Source organism: Streptomyces sp. NPDC039736, assembly GCF_055596485.1.
Window position 1 is genome coordinate 12,338 of the sequence record NZ_JBVIUQ010000022.1, and the last position, 23,240, is coordinate 35,577.

The 23,240-nt window shown below is 75.1% G+C and carries 2 protein-coding genes; both read left to right on the forward strand.

All coding sequences use genetic code 11. The features are described 5' to 3' along the window. Positions 1–52 precede the first annotated feature (52 nt). On the forward strand, positions 53–17,302 hold the full coding sequence (locus ACZ56L_RS35500; RefSeq protein ID WP_471069360.1) for a type I polyketide synthase: 17,250 nt from the start codon (positions 53–55) through the stop codon (positions 17,300–17,302). A 92-nt stretch (positions 17,303–17,394) separates the two neighbouring features. Then, positions 17,395–23,240: SDR family NAD(P)-dependent oxidoreductase (locus tag ACZ56L_RS35505; RefSeq protein WP_471069362.1), on the forward strand; the 5,846-nt coding region annotated here is incomplete at its 3' end.

Consider the following 23,240-nt stretch of genomic DNA (forward strand, 5'->3'; position numbering starts at 1 on the left):
CTCGTGAGACTGGGCGGGAAACCCCGGCATCTCACCTCGAGAGGTTGACATCCTGATGTCGAACGAGCAGAAGCTTCGCGATTATCTGAAGCGAGCCATCGCCGATCTCGACGAGACGCGCGAGCGACTGCGTGAGGTGAACGACAAGAACCGGGAGCCCATTGCGATCGTCGGCATGGCCTGCCGCTACCCGGGTGGCGCCGACACTCCCGAGCGGCTGTGGGAGCTGGTGCGCGACGGCGTCGACGCCGTCTCCGCCTTCCCCACCGACCGCGGCTGGGACCTCAAGGGCCTCTACGCCGGCACCGGCACGTCCACCGCGGGCACGTCCGCCGACGCCCCGGCCCCCGGCGACCCGGGCGGCGAAGGCGCGGCGTACCCCCGCGAGAGCGGCTTCCTGCACGGCGCGGGCGCGTTCGACGCGGGCTTCTTCGGGATCTCACCGCGTGAGGCCCTCGCCATGGACCCGCAGCAGCGGCTGATGCTGGAGACGGCCTGGGAGGCGATCGAGCGGGCCGGCATGTCCCCGCACGCCCTGCGCTCCACCCGGACGGGTGTGTTCATCGGCGCCGGGCACGGCGGCTACGACACGGCGGCCACGGCTCCCGCCACCGGACAGGTGCGCGAAGACGTCGCGGGTCACCTGCTCACCGGCAACACCGTCAGTGTCGCCTCGGGCCGCATCTCGTACGTCCTGGGCCTGGAGGGCCCGGCCATCACCGTCGACACGGCCTGTTCCTCGTCGCTGGTGGCCCTGCACCTGGCGGTGCAGTCGCTGCGCCGGGGCGAGTGCACGCTCGCCCTCGCCGGCGGCGTCACGGTCATGGCCACCCCGCAGATGTTCGCGGAGTTCGGCCGCCAGCGCGGCCTGGCCGCAGACGGCCGCTGCAAGCCCTTCTCGGCCGCCGCCGACGGAACGGCGTGGAGCGAGGGCGCCGGTGTCCTCCTCGTCGAGCGGTTGTCCGACGCCCTGCGCAACGGCCATCCGGTACTGGCCGTCGTACGCGGCTCCGCCGTCAACCAGGACGGCGCCAGCAACGGCCTCACCGCACCGAACGGTCCCTCGCAGCAGCGCGTCATCCGGCGGGCACTGGCCGACGCGGGCCTCGCCGCCACCGACGTGGACACCGTCGAGGCGCACGGCACCGGCACCCGGCTGGGCGACCCCATCGAGGCCACCGCCCTGCTGGCCGCCTACGGCCAGGGGCGCCCGGCGGACCGGCCGCTGCTCCTGGGCTCGGTGAAGTCCAACATCGGCCACACCCAGGCCGCCGCCGGTGTCGCGGGCGTCATCAAGACCGTGCTCGCCATGCGCCACGGCGTGCTGCCCGCGACCCTGCACCTGGACGAGCCGTCCCCGCACGTCGACTGGTCGGCGGGCAGCGTACGGCTGCTCACGGACGAGACCGCCTGGCCCGCGGCGGACGACCGGCCGCGACGGGCCGCCGTCTCCTCGTTCGGCGTCAGCGGCACCAACGCCCACGTCATCCTCGAACAGCCACCGACCGCTTCCGACGACAGCCCCGGCGGCTCCCCCGCCTTCGACAGCTCCGGGGCGCTGCCGTGGCTCCTCTCGGCGAAGACGGCCGACGCACTGCGCGACCAGGCTGTACGTCTTGCCGAACACGTGCGCGTCCGAACGGAGTTGGGCGTCGCCGACATCGCCTTTTCGCTCGCCACCACGCGGGCCCCGCTGGAACACCGGGCCGCGATCGTGGCCGATGACCGGGCGGGCCTGCTGGCCGGCCTCGATGCTCTGGCGGAAGGCGGGGGAACGTCGTCGTCCGCGGACAAGGGCCTCCTGGCGATGCTCTTCACCGGTCAGGGGTCGCAACGCCTGGGCATGGGGCGTGAGTTGTATGCCCGTTTCCCGGTGTTCGCTGCGGCCTTCGACGCGGTGTGCGCGGAGCTGGACGTCCCCGTGCGGGACGTGGTGTGGGGCGAGGACGCGGAGGCGCTGAACCAGACGGTGCACGCGCAGGCAGCGCTGTTCGCCGTGGAGGTCGCGCTGTACCGCCTCGTGGAGTCGTGGGGCGTGAAGCCGGACTTCGTGGCGGGTCACTCCATTGGTGAAGTGGCTGCGGCGCATGTGGCCGGGGTGTTCTCGCTCGCCGACGCGTGCAGGTTGGTGGCTGCGCGCGGGCGGTTGATGCAGGCGCTGCCCGAGGGCGGCGCGATGCTGGCCGTGCAGGCGACGGAGGCCGAAGTCCTGCCGCTGCTGGGCGAGTCGGTCTCGGTCGCGGCGGTCAACGGTCCGTCGTCGGTGGTGGTGTCCGGTGTGTCGGAGCAGGTGGAGTCCGTACGGGCCCACTTCGAGGCGCAGGGCCGCAAGACGACCCGCCTCCGGGTCTCGCACGCGTTCCACTCACCGTTGATGGACCCGATGCTGGACGACTTCCGTGCGGTGGTGTCGGGGCTCTCCCTCTCCGCCCCCGCGATTGCGATGGCGGCTGGTGCCGAGTCGGTGTGTGATCCGGAGTACTGGGTGCGCCACGTCCGTGAGGCGGTGCGCTTCGCGGACGAGGTGCGGTTCCTGTCCGGGCAGGGTGTGCGGCGGTTCCTGGAGCTGGGTCCCGACGGGGTCCTGTCCGCGATGGCTGCCGACTGCCTGCCCGTAGGCGGCGACGCTGTCCTCGTACCCGTACTGCGCAAGAACCGCGACGAGGAGACGTCCGCCCTCCAGGCCGTGACCCGGCTCCACGTGGACGGGGTCGAAGTCGACTGGGCCGCGTTCTTCTCCGGCACCGGCGCGCGCGTCGTCGAGCTGCCCACCTACGCCTTCCAGCACCAGCGCTACTGGCTCCCGGCCGACGGCAGGGACCTGCTGCGCGACGCCGGTCCGGCCGTCGCCACCGACCAGGTGGAGGCGGCCTTCTGGGAAGCCGCCGAACGCGGCGACCTGGCCGCGGCCTCCGCCGTACTCGGCATCGAGGGCGCGCCCGCCGAAGCGTCCCTCGACGAACTGCTCCCGGTCCTCGGCGCCTGGCGCGCCAAGCGACGCGGCCTCGCCACGATCGAGTCGTGGGCCTACCAGGCCACCTGGACCGCCCTTGACGCCCCCGGTACCGGGCTGCCGTCCGGCTCCGGCTGGCTGGCCGTCGTACCCGACCACCTGGCCGAGGACGAGTCCCTGGCCGCGCTGCTCGCCGGCCTCACCGACCTCGGGGCAGACGTCGAACGGCTCCTCGTGCCCACCGCCGACGACGCCGAGTCCCTCGCCGCGAAGGTCCGTACGGCCCTGGCCGAGGTCTCCGCGGGGCCGGTGTCCGGCGTGCTGTCCTTCCTCGCCCTCGACGAGCGCCCGCACCCCGCCCACCCCGCGGTCCCGCGCGGCCTCCTCGCCACCGCGGACCTGCTGCGAGCCCTGGAGGCAGCGGAGGCGGAGGCGCCGTTGTGGTGCCTGACCCGCGGCGCGGTGTCCGTCGACGGCACGCAGCCGCCGACCGGTCCGCTCCAGGCCCAGACCTGGGGACTCGGCCGGGTCGCGGCGCTGGAGTTCCCGCAGCGCTGGGGCGGGCTCATCGACCTGCCCTCCGCCCCCGACGCGGGCGCGGGCGGCACCGCCGGCGCCCTCGACGGCTGTGACCTCGCGGCCCGGGTGGCCGACGTGCTCGGTGCGGACACCGGAGAGGACCAGGTCGCCGTACGGTCCTACGGAACGTACGGCCGACGCCTCACCCACGACGTCCCCGCACAGGACACGGACCAGTGGTCCGCCCCGCGCGGCACCGTCCTCGTGACCGGCGGTACGGGGGCCCTGGGCGGCCGTGTCGCCCGCTGGCTGGCCGGGGCGGGTGCCGAGCACCTGTTGCTGGCCGGCCGCCGGGGCCCGGCGGCGGAAGGCGTCGGCGAACTGGTCGCCGAACTGGAGGAGACGGGCGTACGGGTGACCGTCGCGGCCTGCGACACCGCGGACCGGGACGCGCTCGCCGCCCTCCTCGACGCCGTACCCGCCGAGCTGCCGCTTCGCGGAGTCGTCCATGCCGCCGGTGTCCTCGACGACGGCGTCCTGGACGCGCTGACCGGCGAGCGGTTCGAGACCGTGCTGCGCGCCAAGGCGGAGTCCGCCCGGCTGCTCGACGAACTCACCCGCGCCACCCGTGTCTCCCGTGCCGCAGAGGAGGGGTGCGAGGGCGGATCGCGGGACGGGCGGGGTGGCATTCCGCAGGATCCGCACGGCAGTGACCCGCACGGCGGCCACCCGCTGTCGATGTTTGTGCTGTTCTCCTCCGTCACCGGTGTCCTCGGCAACGCGGGACAGGCCAACTACGCCGCCGCCAACGCCTACCTGGACGCCCTCGCCGAGCAGCGCCGCGCCGCCGGGCTGCCCGCCACCTCGGTGGCCTGGGGCTCGTGGGCCGACGCCGGAATGGCAGCCGGCGACGACGCCCTCACCCACCGGATCCGCCGCGGCGGCATGACCCCGATGGCGCCCGAACTCGCCCTCGCCGCCCTCCAGCGGGCCCTCGCGAGCGATGCCGCCTGCGTGACGGTCGCCGACATCGACTGGAACACCCTCGGCCCGATCCTCTCGGCCACCCGGCCCAGCCCACTGATCGACGACCTGCCCGAGGTACGGCGGCTCGCGGAGACCGCGCGGAACCGGGCCGGGGCGGCGTCGCCGCTGCGCGCACGCCTGCTCGCCCTGGCGACCCCCGCCGAGCAGGAACGCGCCCTGAACGACCTGCTCCGCGAAGAGATCGCCCACGTCCTCGGGCACGCCTCCGCGGGCGCCGTCGACGTCAACCGCGCCTTCCGCGACCTGGGCTTCGACTCGCTGACCGCCGTGGAGCTGCGCAACCGGCTCACCGCTCGCACCGGCCTTCGGCTGCCCGCCACGCTCCTGTTCGACCACCCGACGGCCGCCGCGGTGGCCGCGCACCTGCGCGCCGAACTGCTGGACGGCCACACACCCGCCGGGGCCGCCCCGGCCGCCCGCGCCGGGGCGGACGACGAGCCGATCGCGATCGTCTCCATGGCCTGCCGCTTCCCCGGCGGCGTCGGCTCCCCGGAGGAGTTCTGGGAACTGCTCGCCCGGGGCGGCGACGGAGTGTCCGCGCTGCCCACCGACCGGGGCTGGGACACCGAGGGGATCTACCACCCCGACCCGGAGCACCAGGGCACCAGCTACGTCCGGGAGGGCGGCTTCCTCACCGGACTGGCCGGTTTCGACGCCGAGTTCTTCGGGATCTCGCCGCGCGAGGCCCTCGCCATGGACCCGCAGCAGCGGCTCCTCCTCGAAACGGCCTGGGAGACCGTCGAGCGCGCCGGCATCGTCCCCGACACCTTGCGCGGAAGCGCGACCGGCGTGTTCGTCGGCTCCAACTTCCAGGACTACCAGCAGGTTCTGGGCACCGCCGAGGACGACGTCACCGGACACCTGATGACCGGCAACGCGGCCAGCGTGGTCTCCGGCCGGGTGTCGTACGCCTTCGGCCTGGAGGGCCCGGCGGTCACCGTGGACACCGCCTGCTCCTCCTCGCTGGTCTCCCTGCACCTCGCCGCCCAGGCGCTGCGCCGCGGCGAGTGCACCCTCGCCCTGGCGGGCGGCGTCACCGTCATGTCGACCCCGCACATGTTCGTGGAGTTCTCCCGGCAGCGCGGTCTCGCGGCCGACGGGCGCTGCAAGCCGTTCGCGGGCGCCGCGGACGGCACGGGCTGGGCGGAGGGCATCGGCCTGCTGCTGGTGGAACGCCTCTGCGACGCCCGGCGCAACGGACACCCCGTCCTCGCCGTGCTCCGCGGCTCCGCCGTCAACCAGGACGGCGCCTCCAACGGCCTGACCGCCCCCAACGGCCCCTCCCAGCAGCGCGTCATCCGCCGCGCCCTGGCCGACGCGGGACTCGGGGCCGACGAGGTCGACGCGGTGGAGGCGCACGGCACCGGCACCCGGCTCGGCGACCCGATCGAGGCGCAGGCGCTGCTCGCCACGTACGGGCGGGAACGTCCGGCCGACCGGCCGCTGCTCCTGGGCTCGGTGAAGTCCAACATCGGCCACACCCAGGCCGCCGCCGGCGTCGCGGGCGTCATCAAGATGGTCCTGGCGATGCGCAACGGCGTACTCCCGCAGTCCCTGCACATCGACGAACCGTCCCCGCAGGTGGACTGGTCGGCGGGCGCGGTCGAACTCCTCTCCGCCCCCACCCCCTGGCCGTCGGTGGGCCGCCCGTACCGCGCGGGCGTCTCCTCCTTCGGTATCAGCGGCACCAACGCCCACGTCATCCTGGAGGCGGCCGCCCCGCCGCAGCCCGCCCGCCCCGTGGGCGAGAGCGGCTCCGACCCCGGGAACAGCTCCACGCCGGACGGCGCGGCCGGTCTCGGGAACAGCTCCGTGCCCGGCGGCGCGGCCGGCTCGGTGAGCGACGCCGCGTCCGGCGGCGAGGCCGGGTCCGGCGCGGGCGAGGCGTCCGTCCTGCCGTACGTGCTGTCCGCCAAGTCCCCCGACGCGCTCGCCGCGCAGGCCGCACGCCTCGCCGTGCACCTGCGCGACGGCGCGGCCGGGACCGGTGACGGCCTGCCGCGCGTCGCGCACGCGCTCGCCGCGACCCGTACCGCGATGACGCACCGCGCCACCGTCCTCGCGTCCGACCCCGCCACGCTGCTCGCCGGGCTGGACGCCCTCGCCGAGGACCGGGGCCAGTCGTCGCCCGCCGTCCGCGAGGGCACCGCGGAGGGCGAAGGCGGCGGCACCGTCTTCGTCTTCCCCGGCCAGGGCTCCCAGTGGCCCGCGATGGCCCGCGGTCTCCTCGACACCTCACCGGTGTTCGCCGCCCGGATCGCCGAGTGCGCCGCCGCCGTCGACGCGTACACCGACTGGTCCCTGATGGACGTGCTGCGCCAGGCCGAGGGCGCGCCCTCGCTGGAGCGCGTCGACGTGGTCCAGCCGGTGCTGTTCGCCGTCATGGTGTCCCTTGCGGAGCTGTGGCAGGCGCACGGCGTGCGCCCCGCAGCCGTCGTCGGCCACTCCCAGGGCGAGATCGCCGCCGCCTGCGTGGCCGGCGCCCTCACCCTGGACGACGCCGCCCGCGTCGTCGCGCTGCGCAGCCGGGCCCTGACCGCCCTGTCCGGGCAGGGCGGCATGGTCTCCGTCGCCCGTCCCGCCGACGAGGTGCGCGCCCTGCTGGCCCCCTGGGGCGAGCGGCTGTCCCTCGCGGCCGTCAACGGCCCCTCCTCCGCGGTCGTCTCCGGAGAGCCCGACGCCCTGGAGGCCCTGCTCGACGCCTGCGCCCGGGACGGCGTACGGGCCAAGCGCATCCCCGTCGACTACGCCTCGCACTCGGCCCAGGTGTCCCGTATCGAGAAGGAGTTGCACGCCGTACTGGCACCCGTCGCGCCGCGTGCCGCGCGCATCCCCTTCTGTTCCACGGTGACCGGCGCCCCGATCGACACCACCGTGCTCGACGGCGCCTACTGGTTCGCCAACCTGCGCGGCACCGTCGAGTTCGAGCAGGCCACCCGCGCGCTGCTCGACGCGGGACACCGAGTGTTCATCGAGGTCAGCCCGCACCCCGTGGTCACCACCGGAATGCAGGAGACCATCGAGGCCACCGGGGCCGCCGCGGCTGCCACCGGCACCCTGCGCCGCGACGAGGGCGGCCCCGACCGGTTCAGGCTCTCCCTGGCCGAGGCCCACAACCACGGCGCGCACGTCGACTGGGAGATGTTCTTCGAGGCCGTCGGGGTCCCGCGCCCCACCGACCCGCCGGCGCTGCCCACCTACGCCTTCCAGCACCGCCGCTACTGGCCGCGCCCGGCCACCGCCGGCTCGGGGGACGTCGCCTCCGCCGGACTCGGCGCCCTCGACCACCCGCTGCTCGGCGCGGCCCTGCCGCTCGCCCTCGGCGGCGAACTCGTCGCCACCGCCCGCTGGTCGCTGCGCAGCCACCCGTGGCTCGCCGACCACGCGGTGGCCGGCACCGTCGTGGTGCCCGGCGCCGCGCTCGTCGAGGTGGCCGTCCGGGCCGGCGACGAGCTGGGCTGCGGCCGGGTCGAGGAGCTGACCCTGCACGCACCCGTCCTGCTGCCCGAGCGCGGCGGCATCCAGGTCCAGTTGGCGGTCGCCGCCCCCGACGCCGCCGGACTGCGGAGCGTCACCCTGCACGCCAGGCCCGACGACGCACCGGAAGCGGAGTGGACCCTGCACGCCGACGGCACCCTTGCGGCCCCGGCCGCCGATTTCGCCGAAGGCACCCTCCCCGAGGGGGAGTTCACCGTGTGGCCGCCGCGCGGGGCGGAGCCCGTCGAAGAGGTGGACGGACACTACGCGTCGCTGCGCGCCCAGGGCTACGCGTACGGACCGGTCTTCCAGGGCCTGCGGGCAGCCTGGCGGCTCGGCGCCGACGTGTACGCCGAGGTGGTCCTGCCCGAAGCGGGCGCGGCGGACGCGGCCCGCTTCGGCATCCACCCCGCACTGCTCGACGCGGCGCTGCACGCGGCCGGACTCGGCCCGTTGAGCAACTCCGAAGGCAGCACCGGCCTGCCCTTCTCCTGGACGGGGGTCACCCTCCACGCCACGGGCGCCACCTCCCTGCGGGTCCGGCTGCGCCCCGCGGGAACGGACGCCGTGTCGGTCCTGATGGCCGACCCGCTCGGCCGCCCGGTCGCCGCCGTCGACGCCCTCGCGGTACGACCGGTCACGGCCGCCGCCCTCAGCGGTGCGGAAACCGTGCCCCGTACGGTCCGCGACGCCCTGTTCCACCTGGACTGGGCCCCGACGGCGGCGAAGAGCGCCCACCCTCCGACGGACCGGGCCGCCCGCCAGGCCCCCCGCTGGGCCGTCCTGGGTCACCACGGCCCCGCCCACCGGGCCGCCCTCGGCGAGGGCGGCGCCGTCCTCACCCGGTGGGACACCCTGGCCGACGCGGCCGCCGCACTGCCGGAGACCGGCACACCGGACGTCGTGCTGATCACCGGTACCAACGGGACCGCCGACGCGTCCACCGGCCCCGCAGCCGGGGCCGCCCACCTGCTGGAGCGCGTACTGGCCCTGCTCCAGGGCTGGTTGGCGGACGACAGGTTCGACGGATCACGACTGGTCGTCACCACCCGGGACGCCGTCACCCCCGACCCCGGCGGCGCCGTCGGCGACCTCCCCGGCTCGGCCCTGTGGGGGCTGCTGCGGTCGGCGCAGACCGAGCACCCCGGCCGGATCGTGCTCGCCGACCTGGACGACGACCCCGCGTCCTGGCGCGCCCTGCCCCAGGCGGTCGCCGCGGGCGGCGAACCCCAGCTGGCGCTGCGCCAGGGAACCGCGTACGCGCCCCGCCTGACCCGTACCCACGCCTCCGGCGCGCTCCCCGTGCCGCGCGAGGACGGGCCCTGGCGGCTGGACATCCCCGAGAAGGGCAGCCTGGACCACCTGGCCCTGCTGCCCGCCCCGCAGGCGGCCGCACCGCTCGCACCCGGGCAGGTCCGGATCGAGGTCCGGGCCGCCGGACTCAACTTCCGCGACGTGCTGAACGCCCTCGGGATGTACCCCGGCGGCGCCGAGTTCCTCGGCTCCGAGGCCGCGGGCGTCGTCGTCGAAACCGGGCCCGACGTCACCGGCCTGTGCGTCGGCGACCGCGTCTTCGGCATGGTCACCGGCGGCTTCGGCCCGCTGGCCGTCGCCGACCACCGCGTCGTCACCCGGATGCCGGCGGGCTGGACCTTCGCCCAGGCCGCCGCCGCACCCGTCGTGTTCCTCACCGCCTACTACGCGCTGCGCGACCTCGCGGGGCTCGCCGAGGGCGAGTCCGTCCTCGTGCACGCCGCCGCGGGCGGCGTCGGGATGGCCGCCACCCAGCTCGCCCGCCTGTGGGGCGCCGAGGTCTACGGCACCGCCAGCGAACCCAAGCAGCGCCTGCTGCGCGCCGCGAGCGACGGCCTGCCCGCGGAGCGCCTCGCCTCCTCCCGGACCCTGGACTTCGAGGAGACCTTCCGCACGGCACGCGAAGGCCGGGGCGTGGACGTGGTCCTCAACTCGCTCGCCGGCGAGTACGTCGACGCGTCCCTGCGCCTGCTGGCCCCGGGCGGGCGGCTCATCGAAATGGGCAAGACCGACGTCCGGGACGCCGCCGACATGGCACGCGACCACGACGGCGCCCGCTACCGCGCCTTCGACCTCGCCGAGGCGGGCCCCGAGCGGATCGGCGCGATGCTCGCCGATCTCGTCACCCTCTTCGAGGAAGGCGCGCTGCGCCCCCTGCCGGTCACCGCCTGGGACGTCACCCACGCCCAGGAGGCGTTCCGGTACGTCTCCCAGGCCCGCCACACCGGCAAGGTCGTCCTGACCGTGCCCCGCCCGTGGGACCCCGAGGGCACCGTCCTCATCACCGGCGGCACCGGAGAACTCGGCGGCACGCTCGCCCGCCACCTCGTCACCGAACACGGCGTACGGCACCTGCTGCTCGCCGGACGCCGCGGCCCCGACAGCGCCGGCGCGACCGGACTCCGTGCGGAACTCGAAGGGTTGGGCGCCTCGGTGACCGTCGCCGCCTGCGACGCCGCCGACCGTACGGCGCTCGCCGCGCTGCTCGGCACCGTGAGCGACGCCCACCCGCTGACCGCCGTCGTGCACGCCGCCGGTGTGCTCGACGACGGCGTGGTCACCGCCCTCACCCCCGAGCGGCTGCACACCGTACTGCGCCCCAAGGCGGACGCCGCCTGGAACCTGCACGAGCTGACCCGGCACCTGGACCTCGCCGGCTTCGTGCTGTTCTCCTCCGCGGCGGGCACGTTCGGCAACGCCGGGCAGGGCAACTACGCCGCCGCCAACACCTTCCTGGACGGCCTCGCCCGCCACCGCCGGACCACCGGCCTGCCCGCCGCCTCGCTCGCCTGGGGCCTGTGGGCACGGGCCAGCGAGATGACCCGGCACCTGGACGACGGCGCGCGCGGCCGCGCCCGCTCCACCGGAGGGCTGCCGCTCGCCACCCGCGACGGGCTCGCGCTGTTCGACGCCGCCCTCGCCGCCCGTCGGCCGCTGCTCGTACCGGTACGCCTGGACCACACCGCCCTGCGCGGTCGTACGCCCGAGGCGCTGCCCCCGATCCTGCGCGGCCTGTTCCGGGGCACGGCCGCCCGGCGCACCGCCGACACCGGTGGCGGCGCCGCGGGCGGCGGTCTGCGGCAGCGGCTGGCCGCGCTGCCCGCAGCCGAACGGCCAAGCGTGCTCGTCGACCTGGTCACCACGTGCGCGGCGGCCGTACTCGGGCACGCCGACGCCGGCCAGGTCCACGCCGGAAAGGCGTTCCGCGACCTCGGCTTCGACTCGCTGACCGCCGTGGAACTGCGCAACCGGCTCGCCGCCGCCGCCGGGCTGCGGCTGCCCGCCACCCTGGTCTTCGACCATCCGACCCCCGTCGCGCTCGCCGCACACCTGGGCGGCCTGCTGACCGACACCGCGCCTGCTCCCGGGACGTCCGCCGCCCCGGCCCCGGCCGCCCCGGACGACGACCCCGTCGTCATCGTCGGCATGGCCTGCCGCTACCCAGGCGACGTCCGCTCGCCCGAGGACCTGTGGACCCTACTGGCCACCGGCACCGATGCCATCGGCGGCTTCCCCACGGACCGCGGCTGGGACCTGGAGCACCTCTACGGTTCCGTCCCCGACCACCCGGACGCCTCCCGCACCCTCGAAGGCGGCTTCCTGCACGGCGCCGCCGACTTCGACGCGGACTTCTTCGGCATCGGCCCGAACGAGGCCACCGCGATGGACCCGCAACAGCGCCTGCTGCTCGAAACGGCGTGGGAGGCGGCGGAACGGGCCGGCATCGACCCCAGGTCGCTGCGCGGCACCCGTACCGGCGTCTTCGCCGGGCTGTCCTCCAGCGACTACCTGAACCGCGGCGCCGAGATCCCCGAGGCACTCGCGGGATACGTCAACACCGGCAATGCCGTCAGCGTCGTCTCCGGCCGTGTCTCCTACGCGCTGGGCCTGGAGGGCCCGGCCGTCACCGTCGACACCGCCTGTTCCTCGTCCCTGGTCGCGTTGCACATGGCCGCCCAGGCGCTGCGGGCCGGCGAATGCTCGCTCGCGCTGGCGGGCGGGGTGACCGTCATGTCCTCCCCGGTGATCATCGTGGACTTCTCCCGGCAGCGCGGCCTGGCCGCCGACGGCCGCTGCAAGCCGTTCTCGGCGGCGGCCGACGGCACCGGCTTCTCGGAGGGCGCCGGGCTGGTCGTCCTCGAACGGCTCTCGGACGCCGTACGCAACGGCCACCGCGTACTGGCCGTCGTGCGCGGCTCGGCCGTCAACCAGGACGGCGCCTCCAACGGCCTGACCGCCCCCAACGGACCCGCCCAGCAGCGGGTCATCCGCCAGGCCCTCGACGGCGCCGGCCTGTCCGGCGCCGACATCGACGCGGTCGAGGCGCACGGCACCGGCACCCGGCTCGGCGACCCGATCGAGGCGCAGGCCCTGCTCGCCGTGTACGGGCAGGACCGGCCGGTGGACCGGCCGCTGCTCCTGGGCTCCGTGAAGTCCAACCTCGGGCACACCCAGGCCGCGGCCGGGGTCGCCGGAGTGATGAAGATGGTGCTCGCCATGCGGCACGGTCTGCTTCCGAAGTCGCTGCACCTCGACGAGCGGACCCCGCACGTGGACTGGTCGTCGGGCGCCGTACGCGTCCTGGACGAGGCGGCCCCCTGGTCGACGGCCGACGGCCGCCCGCGCCGGGCCGGGGTCTCCTCCTTCGGCATCAGCGGCACCAACGCGCACGTGATCCTGGAGCAGGGTCCGGACGCCGCGCCCCCGGCGTTCGGCAAGGCCCCGGACGCGGCACGGGCCCCGGGGGCGGGTGCCACGGAGTCCTCGCCGACGCCGGAGGCCGCTGGCTCCGGGACGGCGTCCGGCGATGAGACGGCGGTACTCGCCGGGTCCGGGGCGACGCCGGGCGATTCCGGCGCCAGGACGACGTCGAAGGACGAATCGGCCGTGCCCACCGGGTCCGGGACGACTCCCGAGGACCCGCCGGGCGCGGTGCGGTCCCCGTCCGCCGACCCGGTCCTGCCCTGGCTGCTCTCCGCGCGGAGCGCGCCCGCCCTGCGCGGACAGGCGCGGGCCCTGCTCACCCACCTGGACTCCCTCTCCCGCGCGGACACCCCCGCCCCGAGCGGCCCCGCCCTCCCCGGCTCCCCGGCGTCAGGCACCCCTGCCGGTGACCGGCCGACGCCCCTCGACCTCGCCGCCTCCCTCGCCACCCGGCGGGCCGTCCTCGAACACCGGGCGGTCGTCACCGCCGCCGACCCGCAGTCCCTGCGGGCCGCGCTCGCCGCGCTCGCCGAAGGCGCTCCGGCCCCCGGTCTCGTCCAGGGCCGGCACACCTCGGGCCGCGACCGCAAGCCCGTCCTCGTCTTCCCCGGCCAGGGGTCCCAGTGGGTCGGCATGGGCGCCGAACTCCTCGTGCACTCGCCGGAGTTCGCCGCCCGGATCGCGGACTGCGAGCGGGCGCTGGCCCCGTACACGGACTGGTCGCTGACCGCCGTGCTGCGCGGCGACACGACCGCCGCCTCCCTGGACCGCGTGGACGTCGCCCAGCCCGCCCTCTGGGCGGTCATGATCGCGCTCGCCGACGTCTGGCAGGCCCACGGGCTGCGTCCGGCAGCGGTGGTCGGCCACTCCCAGGGCGAGATCGCCGCCGCCTGCGTGGCCGGTGCGCTCTCCCTCCAGGACGGCGCCCGGGTGATCGCCCTGCGCAGCCGCGCCATCGACGCCCAGCTGTCCGGCCACGGCGGCATGGTCTCCGTCGCCGCCTCCCACGCGGACGTCCTCGACCGCCTCACCGCCTGGGACGGGCGCATATCGGTCGCCGCCGTCAACGGGCCCGGCTCCGTCGTCGTCTCCGGCGAGCCGGACGCCCTCGACGCGCTGATCGACGCGTGCGCCCGGGACGGCGTCCGCGCCAAGCGCATCCCCGTCGACTACGCCTCCCACTCCGCCCAGGTCGAACGCATCCGCGACACCGTGCTCGCCGACCTCGCCGGACTGGAGACCCGCGCACCCCGCATCCCGTTCCTGTCCACCCTCACCGGCGCATGGATCGACGCCGACACCGCGCTGGACGCCACGTACTGGTACGAGAACCTGCGCCGCACCGTCCGGCTTGAGGACGCCCTGCGCACCCTCCTCGCCGAGGGACACGACGTGTTCATCGAGGCCGCACCGCACCCGGTGCTGGCCGCCGCGATCGAGGACACCGTCGCCGCCGCCGAGGCGGACGCACCGGCCCTCGGCTCGCTGCGCCGCCAGGACGGCGGCCCCCAGCGACTGCTGACCTCGCTCGCCGAGGCGCACGTGCACGGCGTACGGGTCGACTGGAGCGGCGCCCTGGACGGCGGCCGGGCGGCCGACCTGCCCACGTACGCCTTCCAGCGCAACCGGTACTGGCTCGACGCGCCCCGCGCCACCGCGGGCGGCGCCCCGGCGGACCCGGCCGGACTCGACACCGTGGTCCGCCTCGCCGACGGGGACGGTTCCCTCGTCCTCAGCGGCCGGATCGGCGCCGCCACCCACCCGTGGCTGGCCGACCACACCGTGCACGGCGACACCGTCGTGCCGGCCACCGCCCTGCTCGACTGGGCGGTCCGGGCAGCCGACGAAGCCGGCTGCGCGACGCTCGCGGAACTCACCGAACTGGTGCCGCTGACCGTCCCCGAAGAAGGCTCCACGGAGATCCAGTTGACGGTCGGCGCGGCCGAGGACGGCATCCGCGGCCTGACGGTCCACGCCCGCACCGCCGCCGACGCCGACTGGACCCGCCACGCCACCGGCACACTGACGGGGACGGCTGCGCCCGCAGGTGAACCCTCCGCCCCCCACGGGAACGACCCGCGCCCGAACGACCCGCCCCAGGACGACTGGCGGCCGCGCGACGCCCGGCCGGTCGACACCGAGGAGCTGTACGCCGTCCTCGCCGAGGGCGGTTACGACCCCGGACCGCTGCACCGCACGGTCAGCGCGCTGTGGACCGCGCCGGACGGCGCCATCCTCGCCGAAGTGGCCCTGTCCCGGGACCAGCACCCGGCCGCGGCCGGATTCCGCCTCCACCCGGCCCTGCTCCAGACCGTGCTGGCCATGACCGCCACCCGGAGCGGGACCGGCACCGGGTCCGGTACCGGTATTGGCGGAGCCGAACTGCCCGCGCACTGGCGGGACGTGACCCTCACCGCCGGTGGTGCGTCCGCGCTGCGCGTACGGATCGACCGTGCCCAGGACGGCACGCTGTCCCTGGCCGCCGCCGACCCCACGGGCGCGCCCGTACTCACGGCGACCGTCCTGACCGCCACGCCGCCGACGGCCGCCTCCTCGCACCTCCGGGCGCTGTTCGAGGCCGCCTGGACCGAGCCGGACTGGGCCCGCACCGTACTCGCCGACCCCGCCGGGCACAGTGGCCCCGCCGGCCTTTCCGGCCCCGGCGGCCACAGTGGCCCCGTGGACGCCGACATCCCCGGCGACCCCACCCAGACCTTCGTCGGCCTCCCCGCCCTCCGAACAGCTCTCGAAGACGGGGACTCGAACCCCTTCGCGGAGACGGTGCTGCTCCGCCTGCCCGCCGCGGCCGACGACCTCGCGGACAGTGCCGACCACACCCCCGTACGGGAGATGCTGCACCTCGTGCAGACCTGGCTGGCCGACCCGCGCTGCGCGGACTCCCGGCTGGTGCTGGTCACCTCGGGCGACGGCGCCGCGCTCACCGACGCCGCCCTGCAGGGCCTGATCCGGTCCGCGCAGGCCGAACACCCCGGCCGGTTCCTCCTCGTCGACACCGACGGCTCCCCGGCCTCCGAGCACGCCCTGCCGCGGGCCGTGGTCGCCGCCGCGCGCGCCGACGAATCGCAACTCGCCCTGCACGCAGGGGCGGTGACGGTGCCCAGGCTCCGGCGCACCACACCCCCGCAGGGCCCCCCGGCCCTCCCGGTCCAGGAGTGGGACCCCAACGGCGACGGCACCGTCCTGATCACCGGAGGCACCGGAACCCTCGGCGCCCTCGTCGCCCGCCACCTGGTCACCGAGCACGGCGTACGGCACCTCGTACTCACCGGACGCCGGGGCCCCGCGGCCCCCGGCGCAGAGCAACTGCACGCCGAACTCACCGGTCTCGGGGCGACTGTGACCCTCGCCGCCTGCGACGCGGCCGACCGCGAAGCCCTCGCCGGGGTGCTCGCCGCCGTACCCGCCGCGCACCCGCTCACCGCGGTGGTCCACGCGGCGGGCGTCCTGCACGACGGCCTGCTGGAGAACCTCACCGCCGAGGACCTGGAGCGGGTCTGGCACCCGAAGGCCACGGCCGCCATGCATCTGCACGAGCTGACGCGCGACCTGAAACTGTCCGCCTTCGTCCTCTTCTCCTCCTTCTCCGGAGTCGTCGGAGGCCCCGCCCAGGCCAACTACGCCGCCGCCAACTCCTTCCTCGACGCACTCGCCCGCCGACGGCGCGACCAGGGCCTCGCCGCGGTCTCCCTGGCGTGGGGATACTGGGGAGATTCCAGTGGAATGACGTCCAGTCTTGACCCCGTGGACGTCGCCCGCTTCGCACGCTCAGGAATGCTGCCGCTCTCGGCAGGCCAAGGACTCGGCCTGCTCGACGCCGCCGCGACCGTCGACCGTGCCCTCCTGGTCCCCGTACGCATCGACCCGCGGGCCCTCGCGACGGCAGGCCGCATCCCGGCACTGCTGCGCGGGATCGCTCCGGTACGGGCGGTACCGCGGAGGTCCGCGGCCACCGTGCCGGACCCGGCCGCCCCCGAGCCGGGAGCCGCCGCGCCGGACGGCGGGTTCGCGGAACGGCTGGCCGGACTGAGCGGGGCCAAACGCGACGCGCTGCTGCTCCAGCTGATCACCGGCCACGTGGCCGCCGTGCTCGGCCACGGCTCGGCCGCCTCCATCGAGGCCGAACGCGGCTTCCTCGACCTGGGCATGAGCTCCCTCACCGCCGTGGAGCTGCGCAACCGCCTGAACGACGAGACCGGGCTGCGGCTGCCGACGACGGCGGTCTTCGACCACCCCACCCCGCTCGCCCTCGCCCGGCACCTGGGCGCCCGCCTGGCTCCCGCCGAAGGCACGGAACCCGATGACGCCCTCTTCGCGGAACTGGACCAACTCGAGAGGTCCCTCACGGCCCGCGCCGCCTCCGCACTGGACGCGGACGGCCGAGCCCGCCTGGCCGCCCGCCTCAGAGCACTGCAATGGAAGCTCGACGACCCCGCCGGGACCGCCCACGACGGGGAGGCGGACGACACCGAGAACGACGCCGACCTCGAAGCGGCCGCCACGGACGACGAGATGTTCGACCTGATCGACAAGGAACTCGGCCTCGCCTGACCGAGCCGGCCGCCCGGCCCGGCCGAGCCGCCCACCGGCTCCGCCGGACCGGGCCGGTCGAACACCGCACCACGCGTAACACCCTTTCCCGACTGCGAGGTTTCCCGCTCATGGCACCCAAGGCCGCCCCCTCCTCCGAGGACAAGCTCCGCGACTACCTCAAGAAGGTCACCGCAGACCTGCGGCGCACCAAGCAGAGGCTGGAATCCGTCGAGGCCAGGGACAGCGAGCCGATCGCCATCGTGGGCATGGCCTGCCGGTTCCCCGGCGGTGTCCATTCCCCCGAGGACCTGTGGCGGATGGTCGCCGACGGCACCGACGCCGTCGGCCGCCTGCCGGAGGACCGCGGCTGGGACACCGAGGGCATCTACGACCCCAACCCGGGTACCCCGGGCAAGAGTTACGTGCGCCACGGCGGCTTCCTCGACGCCGCCGCCGACTTCGACGCCGACCTCTTCGGCATCGCCCCGCGCGAGGCCCTCGCCATGGACCCGCAGCAGCGGCTGCTGCTCGAAACCTCCTGGGAGGCCGTCGAGCACGCCCGCATCGACCCCGCCGCCCTGCGCGGCACCGAGACCGGTGTCTTCATCGGCGGCGCGGACACCGACTACGGCTCCCTCGCCAAGCAGACCGCCGAGACCGAGGGCCACCTGCTGACCGGCGGCGCGGTCAGCGTCCTGTCCGGCCGGATCTCCTACACCTTCGGTCTCGAAGGCCCCGCCGTCACCGTCGACACCGCCTGCTCCTCCTCGCTCGTCGCCCTGCACCTGGCCGTACGCGCCCTGCGGGCCGGCGAGTGCACCATGGCGCTGGCCGGCGGCGTCGCCGTCATGCCCACCCCCCGCCTGTTCACCGAGTTCTCCCGCCAGCGCGGCCTCGCCGCCGACGGCCGCTGCAAGCCCTTCGCCGAGGCCGCGGACGGCACCGGATGGGCCGAGGGCGTCGGCGTCCTGCTCGTCGAGCGGCTGTCCGACGCCCGCCGCAACGGCCACCACGTGCTCGCCGTCGTACGCGGCACGGCCGTCAACCAGGACGGCGCCAGCAGCCGCCTCACCGCCCCCAACGGGCCCTCCCAGCAGCGCGTCATCCAGGCGGCGCTGGCCAACGCCCAGCTCACCACCGACCAGGTCGACGCCGTCGAGGCCCATGGCACCGGCACCACGCTGGGCGACCCGATCGAGGCCCAGGCGCTGCTCGCGACCTACGGTCGCAACCGGCCCGCGGACCGCCCCCTGCTGCTCGGCGGCATCAAGTCCAACATCGGACACGCGCAGGCCGCGGCCGGCGTCGCCGGTGTGATCAAGATGGTCATGGCGATGCGGCACGGCGTCCTGCCCCCGACCCTGCACGTCGACCGGCCCACCTCGCACGTCGACTGGAGCGCGGGCGCCGTCGAGCTCCTCACCGAGCGGACCGACTGGCCCGCCACCGGACAACCCCGCCGCTCCGCGGTCTCCGCGTTCGGCATCAGCGGCACGAACGCCCACGTGGTGCTCGAAGAGGCCGTAGCGTCCCCGGCGGACCAGGAGAGCACCCCCGAGGCCGGAACGGGCGGCCCCACGGTGGTCCCGTGGGCCCTGTCCGGCCGTACGGAGCAGGCACTCCGGGACCAGATCGCGCGCCTGCACGCCCACCTGGAGCAGTCCGCGCCCCGCCCGGCGGACGTCGCCCTGACGCTCGCCTCGGCCCGGTCCGCGCTCGGTCACCGGGCGGTGCTGCTGGGCGGCACGCAGCCGGTCGCCGAGGGCGTGGCGCGCGCCGGGAAGACGGCGTTCCTGTTCACCGGCCAGGGGTCGCAACGCCTGGGCATGGGACGTGAGTTGTATGCCCGTTTCCCGGTGTTCGCGTCCGCGTTCGATGCGGTGTGTGCGGAGCTGGACGTCCCGGTGCGGGAGGTGGTGTGGGGTGAGGACGCGGAGGCGCTGAACCAGACCATGTTCGCGCAGGCGGGTCTGTTCGCCGTGGAGGTGGCGCTGTATCGCCTGGTCGAGTCGTGGGGTGTGCGGCCGGACTTCGTGGCCGGTCACTCCATCGGTGAGGTGGCTGCGGCGCATGTGGCCGGGGTGTTCTCGCTGGCCGACGCGTGTGCGCTGGTGGCTGCGCGTGGGCGGTTGATGCAGGCGCTGCCGGAGGGTGGCGCGATGCTGGCCGTGCAGGCGACGGAGGAGGAAGTCCTGCCGCTGCTAGGCGAGTTGACGTCCGTTGCGGCGGTCAACGGTCCGTCGTCCGTGGTGGTGTCCGGTGCGGAGGACCAGGTGGAGGCCGTACGGGCCCACTTCGCGGCCCTGGACCGCAAGACGACCCGCCTCCGGGTCTCGCACGCCTTCCACTCGCCGCTGATGGACCCGATGCTGGACGAGTTCCGTGCGGTGGTGTCCGGACTGTCCTTCAACGCTCCGGAGACACCTCTCGCCACTGCGGACGCGTCGGTGTGCGACCCGGAGTACTGGGTGCGGCACGTCCGTGACGCGGTCCGCTTCGCGGACGACGTACGCGTGCTGTCCGGGCAGGGCGTGACGCGGTTCCTGGAACTGGGCCCCGACGGGGTCCTGTCCGCGATGGCTGCCGCCTGTCTGCCCGAGGACGCCGACGCCGTCCTCGTACCCGTACTGCGCAAGGGAGTCGACGAAGAGACCGCCGCGCTCACGGCCGCCGCCAGGATGTTCGTCGACGGTGCGGCCGTGGACTGGGCGGCGACCCTGCGGGGGACGGGCGCGCGCCTCGTCGACCTGCCGACGTACGCCTTCCAGCGTCGGCGCTACTGGCCGGTGCCCGACCTGGCAGCGGCCGGTGACGTGCAGGCCGCCGGATTCGATGCCGCAGGGCACCCGCTCCTCAACGCCTCCGTCGAGCTGTCCGACGCCGAAGGCATGCTGTTCACCTCCCGCCTCTCGGCCCAGTCGCACCCCTGGCTCACCGACCACGTGGTGCGCGGCTCGGCCCTCCTGCCGGGAACGGCGTTCCTGGAGCTCGCCGTCCGCGCGGGCGACGAGGTCGGGTGCGGGACGGTCGAGGAACTCACGCTCGCCGCACCGCTCGTTCTGCCCGAGGAAGGTGGCGTGCAGCTGCAACTGCGGGTGGCCGCCGACAGCGACGGCCGGCGCACGGTGAGCATCCGCTCCCGCCGCGAGGGCGCCGACGACCAGGCCTGGCTCCAGCACGCGACGGGTGTCCTCACGTCCGGCGAGCGCACCGTGGCCCTGGACGCCCCGAACGCCGTCTGGCCCCCGGCCGGTGCCGAGCCGGTGGACCTGACGGGTCTCTACGACCGCATGTCCGAGGCGGGATTCGACTACGGCCCGGTCTTCCAGGGCCTGCGCGCCGCCTGGCAGCGGGGCGAGGACGTGTACGCCGAGGTCGCCCTCCCCGAGGGTGTCGACGGCAGCCGTTACGGGCTGCACCCCGCCCTGCTGGACGCCGCCCTGCACGTGACCGCGTTCAACGGGGTGCCTCGGGGCGTCGTGCCCTTCTCCTGGGAGGGCGTGTCGCTGCACGCCACCGGCGCCTCGTCGATTCGCGTACGGGTGACCCGTGTGCGCGAGGACGCGCTGACCGTGGCCGTGGCCGACCCGGCGGGGGAGCCGGTGGCGTCGGTGGAGTCGTTGGTGCTGCGGCCGGTCGAGGCCGCCCGGGTCACGGACCGCGACTCGGTGTTCGGCGTCGAGTGGGTACCGGTCCGGGTGGCGAAGCCGCTGCCGTCGGTGGACCCGGACGTGGTCGTCGCCAGGCTGTCGGGCGAGGAGAACGGCGCTGGCGGCACGGGCGGCGAGGATGCTGTCGAGGGCGGCGACGGCGCGGTGGCGTCGGTGCACAAGCTCACCGCGCGGACGCTGAACCTGCTTCAGGAGTGGCTGGGCGAGGAGCGGCCCGCCGCCTCCCGGCTGGTGTTCGTCACCCGAGGCGCGACGTCCGGAGAGGACCTGGCCGCCGCCGCCGCGTGGGGCCTGGTGCGTTCGGCACAGTCGGAGCACCCCGGCCGGTTCGTCCTCGTGGACGTGGCGGGACAGGAGCCGGTGACCGGGCTTCTGGAGACCGTACTGGCAACGGACGAGCCCCAGCTGCTCGTCCGCGACGGCGAGGTGCTTGCCGCACGGCTCACGCGGTCGGAAGCGGTGCGGGAGACCGCCCCGGACTGGGCCGGTGAGGGCGCCGTCCTCATCACCGGTGGTACCGGTGGCCTGGGCCGGGTGATCGCCCGGCACCTGGTCGTCGAGCACGGCGTACGCAGTCTGCTGCTGGTGAGCCGGAGCGGCGCGACCGCCGAGGGCGCCGCCGAGCTGGTCGCAGAGCTGTCCGGGCTGGGCGCCGAAGCCGTCCTGGAGGCGTGCGACGTCGCGGACGCGGACGCCGTGTCCGAGCTGATCACCCGTCACCCGGTGCGCGCGGTCGTCCACACGGCGGGCGTGCTCGACGACGGAGTGGTGGAGGCGCTGACCCCCGAGCGGCTGTCGGCGGTCCTGCGCCCCAAGGCCGACGCCGCCTGGAACCTGCACACGGCCACGCGCGGCCTGGATCTGGCCGCGTTCGTTCTCTTCTCCTCCGTGTCCGGCCTCTTCGGCGGCCCCGGTCAGGCCAACTACGCGGCAGGCAACGTCTTCCTGGACGCCCTCGCCGCACACCGCCGGGCATCCGGGCTGCCGGGCACCTCGCTCGCGTGGGGTCCGTGGACCCAGGACGGAGGCATGACCGGCACCCTGTCCGACGCCGACCTCCAGCGCATCGCCCGCACCGGCATGCCCGAACTCACCCCGGCGGAGGGCGCCGCACTCTTCGACGCCTCCCTGCGCGCGGACGCGTCGCTGGTCGCCCCGGTACGGTTCGACTTCGCGTCCCTCAGGGCGCGGGGCGAGGTGCCCGCACTGTTGCGCGGACTGGTCAAGTACCCCACCCGCAACCGGCGTTCGGCGGCCTCCCCGGCCGCCGGGACGCCCGCCACCGCGGGCCTGCGGCGCACCCTCGCCGCCCTCGCGCCCGACGAGCGGCGCGAGGTGCTCCTCGATCTTGTACGCGGGCACGTCGCGCTCGTCCTGGGGCACGTCGACGCGACCGTCGTCGAACCGGCGCGCGCCTTCCAGGACCTCGGCTTCGACTCCCTGATGGCGGTCGAGCTGCGCAACCGGCTGGGGGCCGCCGTGGGGCTGCGGCTGCCGGCCACCCTGGTCTTCGACCACCCCACAGCCGACGCGCTGGTGACCTTCGTACTCGACGAACTGCTCGGCAGCGAAGCTCAGTCGGCGGCGGAACCGCTGCCCGACCGAACCGTGGCCGCAGAGGACGACCCCGTCGTGATCGTCGGCATGGCGTGCCGGTACCCGGGCGGGGTGGCCTCTCCGGAAGACCTCTGGCGCCTGGTCGCCGACGGTGCCGACGCGGTCGGCGGGTTCCCCGCCGACCGAGGCTGGGACGTGCAGGGCGAGTCGTTCGAGCAGGTGGGCGGCTTCCTCTACGACGCCGCCGACTTCGACCCGGACTTCTTCGGGATGAGCCCGCGTGAGGCGGAGGCGACGGACTCCCAGCAGCGGTTGCTGCTGGAGACGACGTGGGAGGCGGTGGAGCGGGCAGGCATCGATCCGATGTCGTTGCGCGGCTCGCAGACCGGCGTCTTCGCGGGCGTCATGTACACGGATTACCGCGACCTCCTCGACAGCGCGCAGTACGACGGCTTCCGAGGCAACGGCAGCGCCCCGAGCATCGCTTCCGGTCGTGTGTCGTACACCTTCGGCTTCGAGGGTCCGGCGGTGACGGTGGACACGGCGTGTTCGTCGTCGCTGGTGGCGATGCATCTGGCGGCGCAGGCGCTGAGGTCGGGTGAGTGTTCGCTGGCGGTTGCCGGTGGCGTCACCGTGATGTCGACGCCGACGACGTTTGTGGAGTTCGCGCGGCAGGGTGGTCTGTCGTCGGACGGGCGGTGTCGTTCGTTCTCGGATTCGGCCGATGG